This window comes from Bartonella sp. DGB2, assembly GCF_046843095.1.
Lineage (GTDB): Bacteria > Pseudomonadota > Alphaproteobacteria > Rhizobiales > Rhizobiaceae > Bartonella.
The window spans coordinates 72,743-94,840 of record NZ_CP177326.1 but is presented as its reverse complement, the minus strand read 5'-3'; the positions used below and the strand labels follow the sequence as shown (position 1 = coordinate 94,840).

Sequence of the window (22,098 nt, the reverse complement as noted above, 5' to 3'; positions counted from 1 at the left end):
AGCGACATCCACCAAAAGAAGAAAAAGCTATTTTTCAAAACGCCGCATAACCAATGTAGCATTGGTACCGCCGAAACCAAAAGAGTTTGATAAAACAGTATTGATAGAACGTTCACGCGGTTTTTGTGGGGAACGAGATCAATTTTTGTCTCAACCGCTGGCTTATCTAAATTGAGAGTTGCTGGCGCAACATTATCTCGAATCGCTAAAACAGAAAAAATCGCTTCTGCGGCCCCAGCCGCGCCTAGCATATGCCCAATAGACGATTTTGTCGACGACATGGCAAGCTGTGCAGCGTGAGCACCAGCCACTCGCTCTACCGCTGCCAATTCAATCCCATCAGCCATAGTGGAAGTACCATGAGCATTAATATAATCCACAGCTTCAATAGAAATTTTAGCGCTATTCAACGCCGCCCGCATGCAACGTTCAGCGCCTTCGCCTGTTTCGCTAGGGGCGGTAATGTGATAAGCATCGCCGGAAAGCCCATAGCCAATAATTTCAGCATAAATCTGCGCCCCACGCGCTTTAGCATGTTCTAATTCTTCTAAAACCATAATCCCCGCCCCCTCAGCCATCACAAACCCATCGCGCGTTGCGTCATAGGGGCGCGAAGCCTGTTCAGGACTGTCATTGCGGCTTGTCGATAAAGCTTTACAAGCAGCAAAACCCGCAATGGAAATACGATTAACGGGAGATTCCGTTCCGCCTGCTACCATAACATCAGCGTCCCCCCACATGATTAAACGAGCGGCATCACCAATAGCATGTGAGCCAGTAGAACAAGCTGTAACCGTAGCGTGGTTGGGGCCGCGTAATTTATGTTTGATAGATACATAACCAGACGCTAAGTTAATAAGTCGGCCAGGGATAAAAAATGGCGAAATTCGACGCGGACCTTTATCACGCAAAGTGTAGCCTGCCTCAACAATGCCCTGAATGCCGCCAATACCAGAGCCTATCATAACGCCTGAACGGATTTGATCTTCATCATTTTCAGGGTTCCACTGAGCGTCGGCCAAAGCTTCATCGGCGGCAACCATAGCATAGACAATAAAAGGGTCAACCTTGCGCTGAGAAGTAGGGTCCATATGAGCATCAGGATTATAAGTGCCGTCATCAAGAGGAATGCGTCCCGCAATTTGGCAAGCTAAATCACTAACGTCAAATTCTGTAATACGCCCAATACCACTTTTACTTTGTAAAAGCCGCTCCCAGCTATGTTTTACATCGCCACCCAAAGGAGATACCATCCCCAGACCGGTAATGACAACACGTCTCATACAGATTGTCCTTTATATACACTTAATGAAGAAGACACCCTTCCAGAACTTTATGATGAAGGGTATCACCTTGGTCTCAGATGCTCTTTTAGCTATTATAAATAAGCCATTGCATCTTGAGTTAGCTTATAAAAGTAAAGCTTGGGCATTGAAGCCCAAGCTTTTACTACACTTAATTGTTTTCAGCAGAATTTGCTTTAGTAATAAAAGCAACAGCATCGCCGAAAGTTAGAATTGTTTCGGCAGCATCATCCGGAATTTCTACGCCAAATTCTTCCTCAAAGGCCATGACCAACTCAACGGTATCGAGGCTATCAGCGCCCAAATCATCATCAATAAAGCTGGCCCCCTCAACGACCTTTTCTTCATCAACACCAAGATGCTCGACTATGATTTTTTTGACGCGATCTGCTATATCACTCATGTTGAATCCTCAATTTTTCTTTCTGCCTTGATTTATGGCATAGGTACATCTAAACAAGCAATAGACCCTCTAGCAAATTCTATTGCTCCGGTGGATACCCCAAAGGGACGAACCGAAGTGCATACCCAGTTCAGAGCCGCCCTTACCACGTCAAACCTCCGGACGCAAAGAAATTTTATAAAAATCGCGCTTTATTAACGCATTTTTGCTAAAATTCATCCTATCCAACTTTGTTTAATCGGGAATATATACAAACACCCCCGCTTGCGCAAGAAAGGCATAATTTAACGCTTAGATCATCGCCATGCCACCGTTTACATGTAAGGTTTGCCCTGTCATATAGCTAGCTACATCACTCGCCAAGTAAAGAGCGGCCGCGGCGACATCACTCCCCGTTCCCATACGCTTCATGGGGATAGATGCTAAAATTTGCTCTTTTTGTTTTTCGTTCAGTTTATCGGTCATAGCCGATTCTATAAAGCCAGGTGCTATACTATTTACCGTTATATTGCGGCTCGCCACCTCTTGAGCAAGAGATTTAGAAAAGCCAACAAGCCCCGCTTTAACGGCGCAATAATTAACTTGACCAGGATTACCTACCGTTCCCACTACCGAACCAATATTGATCACGCGGCCGAAGCGCCGTTTCATCATAAAGGCCATTAAACCACGGGTAAGAGCAAAAACCGCAGTCAAATTGACTGATATAACATCATCCCAATCCTTATCACTCATACGGATAAACAGCCCATCACGAGTGATGCCTGCATTGTTGATAAGAATATCTACTCCTCCCATTTCTTTTTCTGCATTCTCAGCCAAGACTTTTACAGCACTGCGATCACTCAAATCAGCAGGAAAGGTAAAGCACCTCTCCCCCAAACTTGCAGCAAGCTCTTGCAACTTTTCTTCCCGCGTGCCATGCAAACCAATAACAGCACCTCGGGCATGAAAAGTGCGTGCAATGGCCTCACCGATGCCGCCCGTAGCCCCTGTGATCAATGCTTTGCGCCCTGTCAAATCAAACATGTTCATCCCTATCCTAATAATAATTCCAGTGTGGCATCAATATCTTCTGCCGTTGTTATACTCAGTGCAGCAATATCTTTGTTGATACGCCGAGCAAGACCAGTGAGTACTTTCCCTACACCTAGTTCAAATACATGATCCACCCCATGATTCCCAAACCATTCAATGGTTTCTCGCCAACGCACCCGCCCCGTAATTTGTGCCACCAGAAGCGCTACAATTTCATCCACATCAGTCACAGGAGCGACTTTAATATTGGATACCACCGGCACAATCGGAGTCGATTTACGACTATCCTCTAAGGCCCACGCCATTACATCAGCTGCTGGTTGCATCAAAGCGCAATGGAACGGTGCAGACACTGGCAATAAAAGCGCTCGTTTAACCCACCTCCTTAGCAAGACCTATCGCAGCCTCAATGGCTACTGCTGCACCCGAAATTACAACTTGGCCGCCACCATTATCATTAGCGATCTGACACAAGCCGTAATGCATGGCTTTTTGGCATATCTCTTCCACAACAGATTCTTCAAGCCCAATAAGCGCCGCCATAGCGCCCTCGCCTGCGGGAACCGCCGCCTGCATAGCATTACCACGCACCCTCAAAAGACGCGCGGTATCCGCTAAACTAAAACAGCGTGCCGCACACAATGCCGAATACTCGCCCAATGAATGCCCCGCAACAAATTGAACGCAGGATTTTATATCAAGCCCTTGGCTTTCTAGCACTCGCAACACGGCTAAGGATACGGCCATCAAAGCTGGTTGCGCATTGTTAGTAAGGGTAAGCACTTCCAAAGGACCTTCAAACATTAGGCTCGAAAGCTTTTCATCCAACGCGTCATCCACTTCTTCAAATACCAAACGCGCTTGTGAAAACTGCTCTGCCAGTGTTTTACCCATACCTACAACTTGGCTTCCCTGACCAGGAAAAGTAAATGCCGCTTTCATTTTATCTCCTATGGGCTAATTTTTAGCCCGTCTTTATACACTGCTAAACCAAAGGCCGAATCCTTGCCCCTCCACTTTATATTTATCCCAAAACGCCAATTTTTGGAAACCCTAAGCACATTATTACGGCTTTTTTAGCGGGGGAACATTATAGATAAAAGCCGGTATCCAAGGGGTAGCCACTCGCACAACCAACCAAGAAATAGACGCCCCGAGTACAAAACCTCCAAAAATATCAAACGGATAATGAACACCTACAAAAACCCGCCCCCAGCCCATAAAAAAACAAGCAAGAAGGGCGGTAAGTAAAACCTGCTTATACCTATAAAAGTACAAAACATAAACGTAGGCGGCAAAAATAATAGAATGACTACTAGGAAATGAAGCGCTTGCTTTATGTTGAATAAGCGATTCTCCCAGCCCAGCCATAAAAGACGTAAACGAAAATAAAAAAGCGAAATCCCATACCCCAACAACAAGGCAAGCCCTGCGGCAAGTAAAATAGCTAGAGCCGCGCGGCGGTCTATTACTTTGCCACAAAACCATAGGACGACCAAATGAAGAGGAATCATATAAATCAAAAATTTTGCGCAAAACACACCAAAGATGTTTAGCAAAACAGCCGTATCAGGCTTTGCCGTAAGAAATGCAAAGAGCGCTTCATCCAAATGCGCAAGAAACTCCATAATCTCACCTCACACCATGCTATGAAACCTTGGCCATAAAGCAAGATGACTTCTCAAACAAGTACACTTTACCTACAGGGAACGTCGCTAATAAAGCGCTTGCCTTTCTGGTGAAGAAATTATAAAAGCAAACCTGCTGGCATTTTGGCTGGGGGTTGAACGGAGGGTTGATCTATGATTGATAAAGGCTTTTATGCCTTGGCCTCCCGTATCTCCACTCTCGAATGTCTCATAACGCGTCCTTTCTTCTCGGTTTTCTGAAAAGACAAGTCGCGAGGCTTTGCGTCAAAACCAGCAGAAACGTAATGAAGAAAGGCAAATTCATGGCTCTTTATGAACATGTTTTCCTTGCGCGACAAGACATTGCCCCCCAGCAAGTCGATCAACTCGTTGAACTCTACAAAGGTGTGATCGAAGCAAATGGTGGCAAAGTTGGGCGTGTGGAAAATTGGGGTCTTCGCCCCCTAACCTATCGTATCCGTAAAAACCGCAAAGCCTATTACGCTTTGATGAATATTGATGCCCCTGCGGCAGCGATTGTTGAGGTTGAACGGCAAATGCGTATTAACGAAGACATTTTACGTTACATTACCATTCGCGTTGACCAACATGAAGAAGGCCCATCGGCCATGCTTTCTCGTCGTGAACGTGATGAACGGTTCAGCAAGGATGACGAACGTCCCCGCTCAAACCGCCGTAATTTTGATAATGGCAGCACGGCAAGAGGTGAATAATGGTTGATATTACACAAATGCCCGCACGCCGTCCTTTCAATCGCCGTCGTAAAAGTTGCCCTTTCACGGGTACCAATGCTCCTAAAATCGACTATAAAGACATAAAACTTTTACAACGCTATATTTCTGAGCGCGGTAAAATTGTACCATCTCGGATCACAGCCGTGAGCCAAAAGAAACAGCGTGAACTCGCACAAGCTATCAAAAGGGCACGTTTTCTTGGTTTACTACCCTATATTGTTAAATAATTAAGCTTTATTATGGGCGCGCGGCTCTAGCGAATCGTGCGTCCTAAATACCCGCATCGACGGGGCTTTACGGGGAAATGACAATTTATCAAGTTGGGGTGCTTTTTACCTCTAACTGCAAGAGCAGGACAGCGTATATGAATACCACATCTTCCCAACGATTAATGGCGGGCGTTTTGGCTGGTTTGTTTGCAACCGCCATTGCACTAGCGATTTTGAGCCTGCATAATAAAGTACCGTTCCTCTCTTTATTGCTAGGCGGTTTTTATCGTTTCCTATTTTTCTTTCTGCTTTTGCTTTTGGGACGCGTTCTAGCTTTGCATCCTTAGTTACTGCAGGCATCGCTATCGGCCTTACAACAGACATGATCACTGGCATGGCTTTTACGCTGATATTTTTTGTGCCTGCCTTTTATAGCGCATTTCTTTTGGGACTTGCCTACACAACCACACCTAGGCAAACAGTAAATGACGCAACAATCACCCATTGGTATCCACTTTCATCCATTCTTTTTCGGGCAACCCTATGCATCGCTTTAACAACTTCCCTGTTTATTTTGGCTTGGCTCTATAGCGATAAATCAAACGGCTATGCTGAAAATTTTACCAGCTTTATAATGAATTCCCTTAGACAATGGCAAAACTTCAGCCCTGGGGACTTAGAAACGATTCAGGCTATAATCTATACCAATGCCCTTATGATTATTGCGATTGGCTTGGTTTTTTATAGTACGCTTTTTTTTATTGCCAACCTCTATACGTCAACCCTCTTAGGCCATAAGCTAAAGCGAATGGCTCGCCCGCGCGAAGATTGGCCCTTGCAATTTCGCCTGCCCCTTACAGCATTGGTAATTTATGTCACCAGCTTTATTGCCTCTTTTTTAGACTTAGGTAATGAAGTGAACTTAGTCATTAATATTGTAAACACCGCTTTTACTGACATGCTCTTGATCAGCGGCCTTGCTTATCTCCACGCAATTACGCGTGGGATCAAGCTGCGCATTGCGATATTATCGCTCATTTATTTTTTGCTTTTCACTCTGTTGCTAACTCCTCCCATTTTGATTCTAATTTTGCTTATGGGACTTTGGAGTTCAATTCAATATAGCCGCAATCCGCGCGGTTTTTCATAATAATCCACTGGAAAGGATAAAACTATGGATGTTATTCTCTTAGAACGTATTGCACGTCTTGGCCAAATGGGTGACACGGTAACTGTCAAAGATGGCTATGCCCGTAATTTTCTTTTACCCCAAGGCAAAGCTTTGCGTGCTACCGAAACCAATAAAAAGCACTTTGAATCCCAACGTAGCCAATTAGAAGCACGCAATCTTGAACGCAAATCTGAAGCGGAACAGGTGGCTGAAAAATTAGATGGCAAATCCTTTATTGTTGTGCGTTCAGCTGGTGAAACCGGCCAACTTTATGGGTCTGTTTCTACTCGCGATATCACCGATATCATCACGGAGAACGGTTTTACCCTCGCCCGCAACCAAGTAGAACTGAACCATCCGATTAAAACCATTGGTTTACACGCTGTAACCTTACGTCTTCACCCTGAAGTACATGTTTTGGTAACCATCAACATCGCCCGCTCTACCCAAGAAGCAGAACGGCAAGCAGCTGGTGAGGACCTCACTTCGATCGAAGCCATTTACGGGATTGAAGAAAAGCCTTTATCTGAAGAACTTGATGAAATCCTAGAAGAAGAAAGTGCGCAAGACGCTTAAAGATTAACGCATTTTAGAAAGCCCAGCCTTTATCTTTAGGCTGGGCTTTTTTTGTTATAGTATCTATGATAAGAAATTTAGGTGAGCGCCATCAAGATAAAATTTATACATCCTTATACACCAAAACTGGGTGAGGGCTATGTTTTACTTACTTCAACTCACTATCAAAAAAATGATCACCAAGGGGGCACTTATTATCACTGATGCCCAGGGATTAGTTCATCATTTTGGCGATGATACCGGCACCCCCATTCACCTTCGCATCCTATCACAAAAATGGGAGCGGGACTTGACATTCAACCCTGCTTTGAAACTTGGTGAAGCCTATATGAAAGAAGGGATTGAGTTTTTAGAGGGTAATATTTACCAACTTTTTGAACTCCTATTTAGCAATATTGGTCGCAACCCAGACCAACAGCTTTGGATGAAAGCCCACCGCCTATTACGTCGGGCAAAACAAAGCATTTTTGCTCGCAACACATTAGCCAATTCTCCCCGCCATATTCGTCACCATTACGATTTATCGGAAGCGTTATATCGCGCTCTTTCTAGACCCAGACCGCCAATATTCTTGCGCTTATTTTGAAACGCCTGGGCAAAGTTTGAATGATGCACAACTAGCTAAAAAGCGCCATTTAGCGGCCAAACTACAAATCCAATTAGGGCAATCTGTCCTTGATATTGGCTGCGGCTGGGGGGGGCTTGGGCTTTATCTTGCGCGTTTCTTAAAAGCACACGTCACGGGCGTTACCCTCTCGCACGAGCAGCACAATATTGCCAATAAACGCGCAAAAAAAGAGGGCCTAACCAAACAGGTAAAATTCCTTCTGCAAGACTATCGCTTGTTAGATGAACAATACGATAAAATTGTTTCGGTAGGCATGTTTGAACATGTGGGGCCTCACCATTACAAAGAATATTTCACCCATATTAAAAAACTACTAAAGCCCGAAGGGCGTTTTGTACTCCACTCTATTGGCCGTTCAGGGCCGCCCTATCCCATCAATCCTTGGATCGCCAAATATATATTTCCCGGTGGATATATTCCGGCTTTATCAGAGGTGTTGCCAATCATTGAAAAAGTTGGACTTATCGTTACTGATATTGAAATTTTACGCCTTCATTATGCCGAAACCCTTAAGGCATGGAGCAAGACCTTTCTTGCCAACCGCGATAAAGTCAAGGCACTTTACGATGAATGCTTCTGCCGTATGTGGGAATTTTACCTTGCAGCGTCAGAAAGCGCTTTTCGTTACCAAGGCTTAATGGTTTTTCAAATCCAAATGGCTCATAAGCAAGAAGCCGTTCCTCTTACCCGCGACTATATTATCCAAGAAGAAGCGCGCTTGAAAGAGTTAGAAGAAAAACAAGACATATCTTAAAAAGGTAGGCAGCTTTCAATATATGTGATAAGCGAACATGAACCATAGCGGGGCGTGAACCCTACATCCTTTCATCATTAGCTTTATGGCTCTATTGCAATGTTAGAAACAGCTCCATCATCTGATACCGCCGCTCCAATGCTGCGCCAAGCCCGCATAATATAGAGGCTGAACAGGTCTTGCTAGGCGCTATTTTGATCAATAATGATGCTTATGATCGTGTAGCGGATTTTTTGACGCCCGAGCATTTTTTTGAACCGCTTCATCAGCGTTTATTTAGTATCCTTGCCACCACCATTAAAGCTGGTCGTCTTGCTGACCCTACAACTCTCAAGCCTTTTTTGCCTAATGATGAAAAAATTGGTGATATTAGCGTATATGAATATACCCTGCGTCTTGCCTCTAACGCCGTAACCATCATCAATGCTGAAGATTATGGCCGTGGCATCTACGACCTCTTTATCCGCCGTTCTTTAATTGATTTAGGCGATGATATTGTTAACACAGCCTATGATTCGGATATTGATCACAGTCCGACAGAACAAATTGAAACTATAGAACAACGCCTTTTTCAACTTGCAGAAAGTGGAAAATATGGCGGTGGTTTCGAAAGTTTTTCAAGCGCCGTAGAAAAAGCCATTACCCTTGCGGGGGAAGCAAAAAAACGCTCATCGCATCTCTCTGGTATTGCTACCCATATCAAACGGCTAGACAAACAAATGGGCGGCTTGCAACGCTCAGATCTTATCATCCTCGCTGGAAGACCAGGAATGGGGAAGACATCTCTTGCAACCAATATTGCCTTTAATATCGCTAATGCTTATTTAGAGTCTCCCCCCGGCCCCGAAAATGAAGGAGGAATCGTTGGATTTTTCTCTCTTGAGATGTCGTCAGAACAATTGGCAACACGGGTCATTTCAGAACAAGCAGAAGTTTCTTCTTCAAGCATCCGTCGCGGCGACATTACTGAAGAGCAATTTGCTAAATTGCTTCGCTCCATGAACCATTTGCAAAAAGTGCCGCTTTATATTGACCAAACCGGAGGTATCTCTATTGCGCAATTATCGGCTCGCGCTCGGCGGCTAAAACGACAATACGGACTTGATGTGCTGATTATTGACTATGTACAATTAATGACAGGAGGTTCTAAACGCGCTTCTGAAAATCGTGTTCAAGAGATTACCCAAATCACCACGGGATTGAAAGCGCTCGCTAAAGAGCTCAACGTGCCGATTATTGCTTTATCCCAACTCTCACGACAAGTAGAAAACCGCGACGACAAAAGGCCGCAACTTTCAGATCTGCGGGAGTCAGGGTCGATTGAGCAAGATGCCGATGTTGTCTTATTCGTGTATCGGGAGGAATATTACCTCAAAGGGAAGGAGCCTGAAGAAGGCACCGAAAAGCATTTGGAATGGCAAGAAAAAATGGCACACGTCTTTGGGCGAGCTGAGGTGATCATCGCCAAACAGCGCCACGGCCCGACAGGCACCGTGCGCCTTGCCTTCCAATCAGAATATACCCGCTTTACTGATCTTGCGGAAAACGATGAACTTCCTGAGCAATTTGGATAAATCATGGCACGCCCACGTACGTACACAATTTATCTGTCAAAACTGTGGTTCTATTTTTAGCCGTTGGTCGGGCAAATGCGACGGGTGTGGAGAATGGAACACCTTAATTGAAGAAGGTAGCAATAGCGGTATTGGCGCTGGTCCAGCAAAAACAAGCCGTAAGGGGCGGGTTGTTGCCCTTACCAGCCTGAGCGGGGACATTGAAGATGCGCCGCGTATACAAGCCAACATTAGCGAATTAGACCGCGTAACAGGAGGCGGCTTTGTACGAGGTTCCGCCCTTTTAGTGGGGGGGGACCCAGGCATTGGTAAATCCACTCTTTTAACCCAAGCGGCAGCGGCCTTGGCTGAGCAAGGCTACCGCGTGGTCTATGTTTCGGGCGAAGAAGCCGTGGCACAAATTCGTTTACGTGCAAGCCGATTAGGGGCAGATAAGGCAAATGTAGAATTAGCTGCTGAAACCAATGTAGAGGATATCTTAGCAACCCTCCATGAAAGCAAAAGACCAGATCTTTTAATCATCGATTCCATCCAAACCCTGTGGTCTGATATGGCGGAATCAGCCCCTGGAACTGTCACGCAAAGTACGCACCAGCGCCCAAGCGATGATTCGATTTGCCAAACAAACGGGCGCAGCGCTCGTATTAGTCGGACATGTGACCAAAGATGGCCAAATTGCTGGACCGCGAGTGGTAGAACATATGGTTGATGCGGTGCTCTATTTTGAAGGCGAAGGGGGCCACCATTACCGCATTTTGCGTACAGTAAAAAACCGCTTTGGCCCCACCGATGAGATCGGCGTATTCGAAATGTCTGATAAAGGTCTGCGAGAGGTGCGTAATCCATCGGAATTATTTTTAGGAGAACGTAATGACAAAGCGCCAGGTGCGGCTGTCTTTGCAGGCATGGAGGGGACAAGACCTATTTTGGTCGAGATCCAAGCGCTGGTCGCGGCCTCTTCCCTTGGCACACCACGCCGTGCGGTAGTGGGCTGGGATAGCAACCGCTTAGCTATGATTCTAGCTGTGTTAGAAGCCCACTGCGGCGTCCGCTTTGGGCAACACGATGTTTATCTTAATGTAGCGGGGGGGTATCGCATATCAGAACCCGCTGCTGACCTTGCAGTGACAGCTGCTCTTGTCTCATCCATAGCAGCGATCGCTCTACCTGCCCATTATGTCTATTTTGGGGAAGTAAGCCTTTCAGGCGCCATACGCAGCGTTTCCCATACCAACCAGCGGGTTAAAGAAGCAGAAAAACTTGGATTTACTGGGGCTATTCAGCCGAAACAGAAAGCAACGCCTTCAAAAAACCCTGGTTTTCAAACATATTACTTTAGCCATTTACCAGAGTTTGTAGCCTCTATTCTTGCGCAAAAAAACGCCCAATACTAAATCACGAAGAATTACACAAATGCCAATAACCCTCTATGATAGTCTTTTTTTCTTGGTCGTTATAGTATCAAGCGGCTTTGCTTTCTACCGCGGGCTTATACGTGAGCTTTTATCCCTAATAATATACATTTTATCCGCAATGCTTTCTTACATCCTATGGCAACTGGTTCTCCCTCTCCTGCGGGCGAATCGAGCCATGATGCTTTTATAAGGTTTTCCACACTTCTTGTAATTTTTATAAGTTTTTGCACGCTTTTTAGCTATATTGGCACATACCTCGCCAAAAAAATCCACTTAATTTTTAAAACAAAGGTCAATCAAATAGGCGGTATTATCTATGGCATCTTGCGCGGCATCTTTGTTATGGTGCTATTCACCTTACTTTTCGAGGCCTATCCCCAAGAGGGTTGGTTTTCGCACGCCCTTGTTAAACCCTTTCTTGATACTATAGGAGCAAAATTGCTTCAGATAATCCCTAGCGGCTCTATTTATATTCTGTACGAGATTTTCAACGGTACCTCTTAGCCAAGGCGCCCTTTTGTCGATGCCGTATTTAATGCTAAAAAATCAGCGCCCACCCCCCCGATATCTCAAATCAACTGAAGGGGCTTTAATTTGCACAGGCCTTTAACCTGATACGAATTCGTGGTATAAAACGCTGTTTACAACACATCGGATATGAAAATGGCAACTCGCTCCCCTGCAGATTTTTTTACCCTTGATGAAGACGTCCTGCATGAAGAATGTGGTGTTTTCGGTATCCTTGGCCATAGCGATGCTGCGGCTTTAACCGCCCTTGGGCTACACGCTCTACAACATCGCGGCCAAGAAGCGGCTGGGATTGTCTCTTATCATAATTCTATGTTTCATCAAGAAAAACACATGGGGCTTGTGGGCGACCATTATACCAAACCCGCCACGCTTTTACGTCTACCAGGCGACCGTGCTATTGGCCATAACCGCTATTCTACCACGGGAGAAGTCGCTCTACGCAATGTGCAACCGCTTTTTGCGGAGCTTGAAGTAGGCGGCATTGCCATCGCACATAACGGCAATCTTACAAATGCCTTGACCCTTCGGCGAGAATTGATCGCTTCAGGGGCGATTTGCCAATCGACCTCTGATTCTGAAGTGGTATTGCACCTTTTAGCGCGCTCGCGAAAACCCACATCGTCTGCGCGCTTTGAAGATGCGATTCGCCAAATTGAAGGTGGCTATGCCATGCTAGCCCTGACAAGAACCAAGCTTATTGCTGCACGCGACCCGATCGGGATCCGCCCGCTTGTTATGGGAGAATTGGATGGTAAACCTATCTTCTGCTCTGAGACCTGCGCCTTGGATATTATTGGGGCGCGTTACATTCGTGATGTAGAAAATGGGGAAATTATCATTTGTGAAATTCAGCCTAATGGCGAAATCACCACAACCGAAATAAAACAGCAAAACAGGAAGCCAGAAAAGCTTTGCCTATTTGAGTATGTATATTTTGCCCGGCCAGATTCTATTGTTGGTGGTCGCGATGTCTATACAGCACGCAAAAATATGGGCGCTAACTTAGCCCATGAAGCACCCTGCGTGGCTGATGTTGTAGTACCCGTGCCTGATGGCGGCACGCCAGCAGCTCTTGGCTATGCCCAAGCGAGCGGCATCCCCTTTGAGCTGGGGATTATACGTAATCACTATGTGGGACGAACCTTCATTGAACCTACACAACAAATCCGCGCTTTGGGGGTGAAGCTAAAACACTCCGCCAACCGCGCCGTCATACAAGATAAGCGCGTGGTCTTAGTAGATGATTCCATTGTTCGAGGAACCACTTCTGTGAAAATCGTACAAATGTTGCGCGAAGCGGGAGTGCAAGAAGTACATATACGAGTTGCAAGCCCCATGATCTTCCACCCCGATTTTTATGGAATTGATACTCCAGAAGCCAATAAATTACTGGCTAACCAATATAGTAATGTTGAAGATATGTGCCGTTTTATTGGCGCTGATTCTCTTGCCTTCCTTTCAATTGATGGACTGTATAAAGCTGTGGATGGCGCGCCTCGGGATCCGCATAATCCCCAATTTACAGACCACTATTTTACGGGCGATTACCCGACGCGGCTTCTGGATCAAGATAGTCCATCCCACGTCCATAAATTATCAGTGCTTCGTAGCAGCGGCTAATAATCCTTAACAAAGTTTTGATAAGTAAATGAAAACAAATCCTATGGACTTTAGCTTGGAAGGGCGCATTGCTCTTGTAACTGGTGCTTCACGTGGCATTGGGTATGCATTAGCTTATAGTATAGCCAAACGAGGCGGCCACATTATTGCTGTGGCGCGGGGGCGCAAAGGGCTTGAAGCTCTTGATGATGAGATTCAAACCATAGGAGGCAGCGCCACCCTTATTCCCCTTGATCTAAGTGATGGTACGGCCATTGATGATTTAGGTCAATCCTTAGCAAAACGTTTTGGACGACTTGATATTTTGGTTGCTAATGCAGGAATTTTAGGCCAATTATCACCCATTGGGCATGGGAACCCGAGTATATTTGATGCTGTCATTGCTATGAATCTTACCAATCAGTGGCGGCTCATGCGCGCAACTGAGCCTCTTTTGCGCCAATCGACCGCGGGGCGAGTTATGCTTTTATCTTCTGGGGTTGCTCATTCGGCTCGTGCCTTGTGGGGAGCCTATGCAGCTTCAAAAGCAGGATTAGAAGTTTTAGGCCGCATCTGGGCTGAGGAATTAAAACAAACGACCATAAAGGTCAATATGGCCAATCCTGGCGCAACACGTACGCAAATGCGCGCTCAGGCCATGCCCGCAGAAGACCCTACCACTTTGCCTACTACGCACATGGTTGCTGAAAAGCTTGTGGCCCTTACCGCCCCTAATTTACAAAAAAGTGGTCAACTTTTTGATGCCCGCCAAGGCAAATTTTTTTCCTATCGCTTGCCCAGTCAATAATCAAAGCATGCCAAAGGAAACGTTGTTACATAATCGAAACTAAAACATTACATAACTATGCTAATACTCCAACCGCACATTAATCATAATGACGGCCTCTTGTGATTAAATGAAGCCACGCTGCAAAAGACAATGTAATCCCCTACTACGTGACTCCATATCAACACTACAACAAGCCGCTAGATATAAATAATATTTGCACTGGCTCTTTGTATAATCTTGTTATAAACCTTGCGCGGCTAGCCGCTTTACGTGGTCTGTATAAAGACGTAAAGGATGCTCCCCCAAAGGGCACAGACCACCCAATTGATTAATGGTATCAGCATGATCAAGGTTATAATTAGATTTAATCACCTTGCCGAAATGGCTGCTAAAGCGACCAACAAGGCCATCATTTTGGGTTTTTTCTTTGTAAAAAAAACGATTTAAGAGCACTAATATCATATAGAGTGGGTCAAGAATATTTGGACCTTGGCTGAGTGTACTTCCAATAACACCACTCCATGAATAACAATAAATGCCATTATCCACCATATTACCTTCGCCGCCCCATTCTTTTACGACCCCGATAGGATATTTTTTATTAAACTCTTCCATATAAGCATTGGTTAGAGTATCTGCGGCAGCTACGGAGTCTTGAGAAGTATCAGGATTACCAGATAAAGTGGATAAAAGCTTTGAAAAAGCGTCCACCACGGCAGCAACCACCGTTTCAGGGATACTCCCTTCGGGGATAGCACCGCGAACAATATCGGCAATTTCTGAACCTTGATGCGGGGCTGAAACCGTAGTTAATGAAGCGACACTCAAAGGATTATGGCCAGCCGCATAACGAATGGTGATCCCACCCTGACTGTGCCCAAGCAAGTTCACTTTTTCTGCACCCGTTTTAGCTTTTACATCTTCGATCACATTCAGAAGTTGCCCACCACGAACTTCTGGATCATTAGCCGCAGAAAGCGTCGGAATATGAACATCTACGCCTAAATCCTTCAATGCTTCGGGGATCTTATACCAATAAGGCTGCCCAAGAATTTTATCAAAACCAAATAAGCCATGAACAAGAATAAGAGGATATTTTAACATTATATTTTCCTTTCGCTAAGGCAATAGCGCCTTGCGAAAATGAAAATATCATGGAAGAATTTGTGACGTACAATTTTCTTTCTATTCAAAAATGTGCTCGTTTAAGGACGCTCCAAAGAAAAGAATTAGCTTCATTATAATGCGGGCGGGTTTTACATCTCATTTTGTCTTGCTGACGCTTCGTTACGGGTAGCCTCTAGAAGTTGGCGGCGGCGATACGCCATACCACTCAAAGGCAAAAAGACAACATAGCTGATAGTGGTTAATAATAATGTTTCCCAAACGTAAGCCATTAAAAATCCCACATACAGCACCAAAACCAACACGGCGGGCACCACAATATCACGACGCAGGTACCGGCCAATTGATTTTGCATTCCACACAGGCAAGCGACTAATCAATAAAAACGCCACAACCACCGTATAAAAGCTAAAAGCAAGTCCCCACCCAAAACTAGGGATAAAACCAAGCGAACCAATATAAATTGGCAAAAGAACTAAGAGCGCCCCTGCTGGCGCGGGAACGCCCACAAAATATTCATTCTTCCAAGCAGGCCTATTGGGATCGTCAAGCATCACATTAAAGCGTGCCAACCGCAAACAGCAAGCAACACAATAAACCAAAGCCGCAACCCAGCCCACTTGATGAACTTGCGATAAAGTAAAGGAATAGACAATAAGAGCAGGTGCTACCCCAAAATTAATCACATCGGCAAGAGAATCAAGTTGCGCCCCAAAAGGAGTATTACCCTTCATCAAGCGCGCCAAACGGCCATCAACCCCATCTAAGACCGCCGCTAAAAGCACCATAAAAATTGCCTTTTCATAGCGATACTCAAAAGCTAAGCGAATGCTCGTAACACCCGCACAGATCGCTAATACTGTGATCAGATTAGGCATCACATAACGAAGCGGTAGAGTAGACGCCGTAAAATGCGAATCAACGCTATTTTGTTCATCTAACGGAGGCTCCGGTGGGAGAGGCATTCGATTATCCAAAACTAATCCACTCTAAATTCTGTTAAAGGGCTGCTGTCGTCAAAGGATGCAAAAACCGTTTCGCCACCCACCGCTGTTTGACCGACGGCCACTCGGATATTTGCCGTTATTGGGAGGTATATATCTAGCCTTGATCCAAAACGGATAAGCCCAAAACGTTGGCCAGTAGATACAACCTGATTTTCCTGCCCCCAGCACACAATACGCCGTGCCACCAAACCAGCCACCTGCACAACAGCCACATCGCCATGAGCACTCTCAATAACCAAGCTATTGCGCTCATTATCGGCGCTAGCTTTATCCAACTCTGCATTAGCAAATTTGCCAGGGCGGTAAAAAATCGCACGAATCGTGCCAGCTATAGGGATACGATTAATGTGACAAGAAAACACATCCATAAATACTGAGATTCGAAGCATATCTTGGTCACCAAGCCCCAACTCCAGCGGAGGTTTGTAAGATCCTACAAAAGAAATCCGCCCATCCGCTGGGCTAACAACCACATGCGAATCAAAAGGAATAACCCGCTCTGGGTCGCGAAAGAAATAGATACACCAGATGGTGAGCACCAACCCAACCCAAAATAGCGGCGCCCATAGCCACCCCAGCAAAAGGGAAGCAATAAAAAATAAAGCAATAAACACATAGCCCTCTTTGTGAATAGGGGCAAAACCATTGCTAATAGAGCGTACTATACTCATAAAATTTCCTGTTCAATTCTCTTAATGCCTAACGACGCATACCCCCTACCTAACTTTTTTAATGCGCATTCATCTAGAAATCTCCTCTTAAGTGACGATACCTAAAGAATCTTCCTCACGCATTTTTCGTAGTTTTTCTTCTGTTTGGGATACCTCACGTTGCTTATTCCACATGGAAGCATAAAGCCCTTTTTGCGCTAAAAGCTCTTTATGTTTGCCGCGTTCAATAACCCGCCCCCCTTTTAGCACAAGAATCTCGTCAGCGCCAATCACCGTTGAAAGGCGGTGGGCAATTACCAAGGTGGTACGGCCTTTACTAACCACATCCAAAGCTTGTTGAATTTCCTGTTCTGTCGCAGTATCAAGCGCTGAAGTTGCTTCATCCAAAATCAGGATTGGTGGTGCTTTCAAAAGGGTGCGCGCAATAGCGACCCGTTGCTTTTCACCGCCCGATAATTTAAGCCCCCGTTCACCCACCATAGTCTCAAACCCTTCGGGTAGCGCCTCAATAAAATCACTAATCTGAGCCATTTTGGCCGCGTTGTAAACATCTTCATCGCTTGCATCAAACCGGCCATAACGAATATTATAAGAAATTGTATCATTAAAAAGTACCGTATCTTGCGGAACCATTCCAATCGCCCCGCGCAAGCTTTCTTGACTGACATCCCGCAAATCCTGGCCATCAATAGTTATCCTACCATTTTGCACATCATAAAAGCGAAATAATAGACGCGATATGGTAGATTTTCCCGCCCCCGATGGCCCAACTATCGCAACGGTCTTGCCGCTTGGCACTTCAAAATTAAGGCCACGTAAAATAGGCCTTTGGGGATCATAGGCAAATTCCACATTTTCAAAACGGATTGATGCCTTATCTATCATTAAGGGCTTTGCACCTTCTTTATTATGGACTTCTTGGGTGACATTAAGAAGGGAAAACATTGCCTCAATATCAGTAAGGCCTTGGCGCACCTCACGATAAATAAAACCAATAAAATTCAACGGTACCGCCAATTGCATCAATAGAACATTAATAAAAACAAAATCTCCGAGGGTTTGCCGCCCTTCCATAACCGCATAACCTGATAAAACCATAAGAATGGTCATACCAAGACCAAAGATTACCGCTTGACCAAAATTTAACCACCCCAAAGAAACCCATACCTGCGTAGCTGCCTTTTCATAACGAGCCATTGACGCGTCAAAACGGCGCTCCTCAAGGCGCTCATTGCTAAAATACTTCACTGTCTCATAATTAAGCAGGGAATCCACCGCCCGTGTATTAGCTTCCGTATCAGAATCGTTCATATCGCGCCGAATAGAAATACGCCAATCGCTAGCCCGCACCGTGAACCATGTGTAAAGGCCTACAGTAAACGCGATAATTACCAAATACAAAGCACCGTAATGAATGTATATAACCGTAGCGGTAAGCAAAAACTCTAACACCGTAGGAGCAGAATTTAGGATCGTAAACCGAACGATCGCTTCAATCCCTTTTATACCGCGCTCAATAATCCGAATTAAACCACCAGTTCGACGCTCTAAATGAAAACGCAATGATAATGCATGCATATGAATGAAGGTCTTATTGGCCAATTCCCGCACAGCATATTGCCCAACCCGCGCAAATAAAGAATCACGCAATTGGTTGAGGCCAGCTTGAATAATTTTAGCTATATTATAAGCAACGATTAGCAAAATAGGAATGCCCAGAAGTGCTTCCCAATGATAAGACAAACTTGTATTTGTTAAAAAATAATGGTTTAGGGCATCGGTCGCGTATTTAAAAAAATAAGGTACAGAGATCAAAACAAGTTTAGCCAAAATGAGATAAACAAACGCCCATAATACACGCTTCTTTAAATCCGGCCGTTTAGCAGGCCACATATAAGGCCATAAATTATATAATGTCTGAAAAACCCGCCCTGAATCAACAGAAGCAGACTTAGAATTTTTTGATAATCTCATTGCTCTCTTTTTCTCTTACCCCAAGCCCTTATATGAGTTACGCGCCCTTGTACTAAGCTTGAGAGGGTATAGAAAAAAAGCCCAAGCCAAATTAACACAAAGGCCCAAAACTGCACAATATCTAATGGTTCTTTAAACAAAAAGACGGCAATCAACAACATGCAGGTAGGGGAAAGATACTGCATAAGACCCAGCGTCGAAAGGCTTAGTTTTTTACTACCAACGGCATAGAGAATAAACGGGATAGCCGTCAAAGGGCCAGTCAAGAATAATAAAAGCCGGTCGCGCCCAGTACCATAAATAAAGTGATCCTGCCCTTTTATAATAAAGAACCCTGCCACAAAAAACATAGGGATAAAAAGAAGCAGTGTTTCAATCATAAAACCTTCTATAGCGCCCACAGGAAGAGATTTCCGAAGAAAACCGTATATAGAAAAAGTAAGTGCTACCAAAAGCCCCATCCACGGCACTGCCCCTATATGGTAAGCCAAAATCAAAACCGCTAACGTGGCCAGCGCCACTCCAACCCATTGTAGAGGCGACAAATGCTCACCTAAGAAGAAAAAGCCTAATAGTACACTCATCAATGGGGCGATATAATAACCAAAAGCCCCATCAAGCGTATGGCCATGGGATACCGTCCAAATATAAATACCCCAATTGCACGAGACACAAAAAGCCGTTAGCCCCAGCATAGCCACAAGGCGTGGTTTTTTCAGTGCCGCTATAACCCCATCTACGCGTTTCAAAAGAATTAAAAGCGCAAAGACAATAGGCAAAGCCCAAATCAAACGGTAGGCTAAAACTTCAATTGAAGGAATATAAGCGATAATTTTGAGATAAAGAGGAAACATCCCCCAAAACGTATAGGCAATAAAACTCGCCATAAGGCCTTGATAGTGATTCATCCTAGTAGCGGCACTTGAGTCGTTTTTTCCCCCGTGGCCATCAAGGCAGGCCTGCTCTACTATCTCATCACTCATTTTTAATGCCGCCTTTAATTAATAATTTCTCTTAGTTTAAACGCTACAATAAAAAGATCGCTAAAGTAATTACCATTTTTAGCTATTTTTTTATACCACTTGGCGGCGTATAAATCTTCCACTTCTATATTATTTTTCCGAGAAAAACTTCCAATACATCTGGTCTTTATCAGGATATAGAACCGTAAATTACATAATGTCTAAAAAACCCGCCCTGAATCCAAAGAAGCAGATTTAAGATTTTTTATGATTTCATTGCTCCCTTTTTTTCTTGGCTCCAGCCCTTATATGAGTTACTCGCTGCTGCATAAAGTTTGAAAGTGTGTAGAAAAACAGGCCAAGCCAAATCAACACAAAGGCCCAAAACTGTATAATATCTAATGGTTCTTTAAACACAAAGACAGCAATCAACAACATACAAGTAGGAGTAAGATACTGCATAAGCCCGAACGTTGAAAGGCTTAGTTTTTTGCTAGCAACGGCATAAAGGATAAGCGGGATAGCGGTCAAAGGACCAGCAAGGGGTAATAAAAGCCGATCATACCCCGTACCGTAAATAAAGTGATCCTGCCCTTTCATAACAAAGAACCCCGCCACCAAAAGCATAGGGATAAAAAGAAGTAGTGCTTCAATCATAAAGCCTTCTATGGCGCCTACGGGAAAACATTTACGAAGAAAACTATAAATAGAAAAAGTCACCGCTACCAAAAGCCCCATCCACGGCACCGCCCCTATATGGTAGGCTAAAATTAAAACCGCCAATGCGGCAAGGACCGCCCCAAACCATTGCAGAGGCGTCAAATATTCACCCAGAAAGAAATAGCCTAATAGTATACTCATCAAAGGAGCAATATAATAACCAAGAGCTCCCTCTAGCGTATAACCACGAGATACCGTCCAAATATAGACGGCCCAGTTACAAGAAACACAAAAAGCTGATAGCGCCATCATAGCCACAAGACGCGGTTTTTTCAATACCGCGATGACCCCATTCACGCGCTTTAAAAGGACTACAATCGCAAAGACGATAGGCAAAGCCCAAATCAAGCGATAGGATAAAACCTCAATCGAGGGAATATGCGCAATAGTTTTGAGATAAAGAGGAAATATGCCTCCAAGAATATTGGCAATCAAACTCGCCATAATGCCTTGATAGCTATTCATCCTAGTCGCAAAACTTGAGCGGCTCCTTCCCCCCTGACCATTAAGACAGGTCGACCCTACCCCTTCATTACTCATTTATTAAGAGTTCCTCTTTAACTTAAGCGTTTCGGACGAATCAAACGGTACAATAAAAAGATCGCTAAAGTAATGACCATGATCATCTATTTTTTCATACCACTCAGCGGCATATAAATCTTCCACTTTTACATTACTTTTAGAGAGGAGTTCCTCCAGCCACGCCTGGTCTTTATCAATTTCTTCAAGCGCTGTATCGATAAGTTTTCCGTTATCAATAAGGACTACAAATTTGCGCGCCTCTTCTTTTTTTATAATTGATAGTTCTCCATTTGATTCGAGACGAGCAAAAGCCAACTCATGCATGCCTGCCCCTTTGATTCTCAACATGGTTGCTAAGTCTTTGCCATTCACGTTCAGACGCTTGATTGTATCCATTTGGAATTTGCCATCCTGCACTAAAATACTATCTCCACCCGCCAAAAGCCTATGCCAAAGAGATGACGAACGACGCATAAAATTCAGCAAAGCTATTAATAATTGCCAAATGAGCAAAATGACCACTAATTGTGTCACACTAATGTCAGGATCGTTAATTGCACCCGAAATCATGCCCCCCATTACAAAGTTGCTTATCAAATCAAGCGGGGTCATTTGACTTAAATTGCCACGACCCGTGGTCCGCAGAGCCAATAAAAAGGCCACAAGCCCTACAACAAGTTTAAGAGCAATATAACCATAAGCAAGAATAGATTCCATGTTTCCCCTACTGCATCAACCGCTC

General features: G+C 44.6%; 18 protein-coding genes and 5 pseudogenes. 11 read left to right on the top strand and 12 right to left on the bottom strand.

Annotation, left to right across the window (positions count from 1 at the left end; genetic code table 11):
• Positions 1-27: 27 nt before the first annotated feature.
• The 5 genes and pseudogenes from fabF to ACK28X_RS07430 form a co-directional block, all read right to left on the bottom strand.
• Positions 28-1,283: pseudogene (gene fabF, locus ACK28X_RS07450) on the bottom strand (beta-ketoacyl-ACP synthase II).
• Positions 1,284-1,455: 172 nt separating this feature from the next.
• Positions 1,456-1,707 (bottom strand): acyl carrier protein, encoded by a 252-nt coding sequence (locus ACK28X_RS07445; RefSeq protein ID WP_412058408.1) that lies wholly within the window; start codon positions 1,705-1,707, stop codon positions 1,456-1,458.
• Between the two features lie 291 nt (positions 1,708-1,998).
• Positions 1,999-2,736, bottom strand: a complete 738-nt coding sequence (gene fabG, locus ACK28X_RS07440; RefSeq protein ID WP_412058407.1) for a 3-oxoacyl-[acyl-carrier-protein] reductase — start codon at positions 2,734-2,736, stop codon at positions 1,999-2,001.
• 8 nt (positions 2,737-2,744) lie between these two features.
• Positions 2,745-3,687, bottom strand: a pseudogene (fabD, locus tag ACK28X_RS07435) (ACP S-malonyltransferase).
• A 123-nt stretch (positions 3,688-3,810) separates the two neighbouring features.
• Entirely contained in the window at positions 3,811-4,281 is a 471-nt protein-coding gene (locus ACK28X_RS07430; protein WP_412058406.1) for a phosphatase PAP2 family protein, read from the bottom strand.
• 415 nt (positions 4,282-4,696) lie between these two features.
• Between ACK28X_RS07430 and rpsF the strand changes: the two genes are divergently transcribed.
• The 11 genes and pseudogenes from rpsF (at position 4,697) to ACK28X_RS07375 (ending at position 14,393) form a co-directional block, all read left to right on the top strand.
• On the top strand, positions 4,697-5,107 hold the full coding sequence (rpsF, locus tag ACK28X_RS07425; protein WP_412058504.1) for a 30S ribosomal protein S6: 411 nt from the start codon (positions 4,697-4,699) through the stop codon (positions 5,105-5,107).
• On the top strand, positions 5,107-5,355 hold the full coding sequence (gene rpsR, locus ACK28X_RS07420; RefSeq protein ID WP_412058405.1) for a 30S ribosomal protein S18: 249 nt from the start codon (positions 5,107-5,109) through the stop codon (positions 5,353-5,355). The genes rpsF and rpsR overlap by 1 nt, the downstream gene beginning before the upstream one ends.
• A gap of 137 nt (positions 5,356-5,492) precedes the next feature.
• Positions 5,493-5,684, top strand: a complete 192-nt coding sequence (locus ACK28X_RS07415; protein WP_412058404.1) for a hypothetical protein — start codon at positions 5,493-5,495, stop codon at positions 5,682-5,684.
• Between the two features lie 35 nt (positions 5,685-5,719).
• On the top strand, positions 5,720-6,487 hold the full coding sequence (locus ACK28X_RS07410) for a hypothetical protein (protein WP_412058403.1): 768 nt from the start codon (positions 5,720-5,722) through the stop codon (positions 6,485-6,487).
• A gap of 24 nt (positions 6,488-6,511) precedes the next feature.
• Positions 6,512-7,084, top strand: a complete 573-nt coding sequence (rplI, locus tag ACK28X_RS07405; RefSeq protein ID WP_412058402.1) for a 50S ribosomal protein L9 — start codon at positions 6,512-6,514, stop codon at positions 7,082-7,084.
• A gap of 139 nt (positions 7,085-7,223) precedes the next feature.
• Positions 7,224-8,466, top strand: a pseudogene (locus ACK28X_RS07400) (class I SAM-dependent methyltransferase).
• A gap of 152 nt (positions 8,467-8,618) precedes the next feature.
• A pseudogene (locus ACK28X_RS07395) lies at positions 8,619-10,040 on the top strand (replicative DNA helicase); the annotation flags it as partial.
• Positions 10,015-11,434, top strand: a pseudogene (gene radA, locus ACK28X_RS07390) (DNA repair protein RadA). The pseudogenes ACK28X_RS07395 and radA, both read left to right, overlap by 26 nt.
• Before the next feature lie 156 nt (positions 11,435-11,590).
• Positions 11,591-11,959, top strand: coding sequence for a CvpA family protein (locus ACK28X_RS07385; RefSeq protein ID WP_412058401.1), 369 nt, complete (start codon positions 11,591-11,593; stop codon positions 11,957-11,959).
• 159 nt (positions 11,960-12,118) lie between these two features.
• Positions 12,119-13,606: an amidophosphoribosyltransferase gene (purF, locus tag ACK28X_RS07380; RefSeq protein ID WP_412058503.1), complete on the top strand. Its 1,488-nt coding sequence runs from the start codon at positions 12,119-12,121 to the stop codon at positions 13,604-13,606.
• Positions 13,607-13,649: 43 nt separating this feature from the next.
• On the top strand, positions 13,650-14,393 hold the full coding sequence (locus ACK28X_RS07375) for an SDR family NAD(P)-dependent oxidoreductase (RefSeq protein ID WP_412058400.1): 744 nt from the start codon (positions 13,650-13,652) through the stop codon (positions 14,391-14,393).
• A gap of 222 nt (positions 14,394-14,615) precedes the next feature.
• Here the strand turns inward: ACK28X_RS07375 and ACK28X_RS07370 are convergent, their stop codons facing one another.
• The 7 genes from ACK28X_RS07370 to ACK28X_RS07340 all read right to left on the bottom strand — a co-directional run bounded on the left by ACK28X_RS07370 (position 14,616) and on the right by ACK28X_RS07340 (position 22,073).
• Complete coding sequence (locus tag ACK28X_RS07370; protein WP_412058399.1) at positions 14,616-15,479, bottom strand: esterase/lipase family protein; 864 nt, start codon at positions 15,477-15,479, stop codon at positions 14,616-14,618.
• Between the two features lie 152 nt (positions 15,480-15,631).
• Positions 15,632-16,465 (bottom strand): CDP-diacylglycerol--serine O-phosphatidyltransferase, encoded by an 834-nt coding sequence (gene pssA, locus ACK28X_RS07365; protein ID WP_412058398.1) that lies wholly within the window; start codon positions 16,463-16,465, stop codon positions 15,632-15,634.
• A gap of 14 nt (positions 16,466-16,479) precedes the next feature.
• The gene (locus ACK28X_RS07360) at positions 16,480-17,178 is read right to left on the bottom strand and encodes a phosphatidylserine decarboxylase (protein ID WP_412058397.1); all 699 of its coding nucleotides are present in this window, start codon (positions 17,176-17,178) and stop codon (positions 16,480-16,482) included.
• Positions 17,179-17,265: 87 nt separating this feature from the next.
• Positions 17,266-19,152 (bottom strand): ABCB family ABC transporter ATP-binding protein/permease, encoded by a 1,887-nt coding sequence (locus ACK28X_RS07355; RefSeq protein ID WP_412058396.1) that lies wholly within the window; start codon positions 19,150-19,152, stop codon positions 17,266-17,268.
• Positions 19,149-20,135: an EamA family transporter RarD gene (gene rarD, locus ACK28X_RS07350; RefSeq protein WP_412058395.1), complete on the bottom strand. Its 987-nt coding sequence runs from the start codon at positions 20,133-20,135 to the stop codon at positions 19,149-19,151. Before rarD (ACK28X_RS07350) ends, ACK28X_RS07355 begins: the two co-directional genes overlap by 4 nt.
• 252 nt (positions 20,136-20,387) lie before the next feature.
• Positions 20,388-21,299: an EamA family transporter RarD gene (rarD, locus tag ACK28X_RS07345; protein WP_412058394.1), complete on the bottom strand. Its 912-nt coding sequence runs from the start codon at positions 21,297-21,299 to the stop codon at positions 20,388-20,390.
• 78 nt (positions 21,300-21,377) lie between these two features.
• Positions 21,378-22,073, bottom strand: a complete 696-nt coding sequence (locus ACK28X_RS07340) for a DUF421 domain-containing protein (protein ID WP_412058393.1) — start codon at positions 22,071-22,073, stop codon at positions 21,378-21,380.
• Positions 22,074-22,098 lie beyond the last annotated feature (25 nt).

What these genes read in the sequence shown, in the direction of transcription:
- ACK28X_RS07445 (WP_412058408.1), bottom strand. Translation starts at nt 1,707, where the DNA reads ATGAGTGATATAGCAGATCGCGTCAAAAAAATCATAGTCGAGCATCTT.
- fabG (WP_412058407.1), bottom strand. Translation starts at nt 2,736, where the DNA reads ATGTTTGATTTGACAGGGCGCAAAGCATTGATCACAGGGGCTACGGGC.
- rpsF (WP_412058504.1), top strand. Translation starts at nt 4,697, where the DNA reads ATGGCTCTTTATGAACATGTTTTCCTTGCGCGACAAGACATTGCCCCC.
- rpsR (WP_412058405.1), top strand. Translation starts at nt 5,107, where the DNA reads ATGGTTGATATTACACAAATGCCCGCACGCCGTCCTTTCAATCGCCGT.
- ACK28X_RS07415 (WP_412058404.1), top strand. Translation starts at nt 5,493, where the DNA reads ATGAATACCACATCTTCCCAACGATTAATGGCGGGCGTTTTGGCTGGT.
- ACK28X_RS07410 (WP_412058403.1), top strand. Translation starts at nt 5,720, where the DNA reads ATGATCACTGGCATGGCTTTTACGCTGATATTTTTTGTGCCTGCCTTT.
- rplI (WP_412058402.1), top strand. Translation starts at nt 6,512, where the DNA reads ATGGATGTTATTCTCTTAGAACGTATTGCACGTCTTGGCCAAATGGGT.
- ACK28X_RS07385 (WP_412058401.1), top strand. Translation starts at nt 11,591, where the DNA reads ATGGCAACTGGTTCTCCCTCTCCTGCGGGCGAATCGAGCCATGATGCT.
- purF (WP_412058503.1), top strand. Translation starts at nt 12,119, where the DNA reads ATGGCAACTCGCTCCCCTGCAGATTTTTTTACCCTTGATGAAGACGTC.
- ACK28X_RS07375 (WP_412058400.1), top strand. Translation starts at nt 13,650, where the DNA reads ATGGACTTTAGCTTGGAAGGGCGCATTGCTCTTGTAACTGGTGCTTCA.
- ACK28X_RS07370 (WP_412058399.1), bottom strand. Translation starts at nt 15,479, where the DNA reads ATGTTAAAATATCCTCTTATTCTTGTTCATGGCTTATTTGGTTTTGAT.
- pssA (WP_412058398.1), bottom strand. Translation starts at nt 16,465, where the DNA reads ATGCCTCTCCCACCGGAGCCTCCGTTAGATGAACAAAATAGCGTTGAT.
- ACK28X_RS07360 (WP_412058397.1), bottom strand. Translation starts at nt 17,178, where the DNA reads ATGAGTATAGTACGCTCTATTAGCAATGGTTTTGCCCCTATTCACAAA.
- ACK28X_RS07355 (WP_412058396.1), bottom strand. Translation starts at nt 19,152, where the DNA reads ATGAGATTATCAAAAAATTCTAAGTCTGCTTCTGTTGATTCAGGGCGG.
- rarD (WP_412058395.1), bottom strand. Translation starts at nt 20,135, where the DNA reads ATGAGTGATGAGATAGTAGAGCAGGCCTGCCTTGATGGCCACGGGGGA.
- rarD (WP_412058394.1), bottom strand. Translation starts at nt 21,299, where the DNA reads ATGAATAGCTATCAAGGCATTATGGCGAGTTTGATTGCCAATATTCTT.
- ACK28X_RS07340 (WP_412058393.1), bottom strand. Translation starts at nt 22,073, where the DNA reads ATGGAATCTATTCTTGCTTATGGTTATATTGCTCTTAAACTTGTTGTA.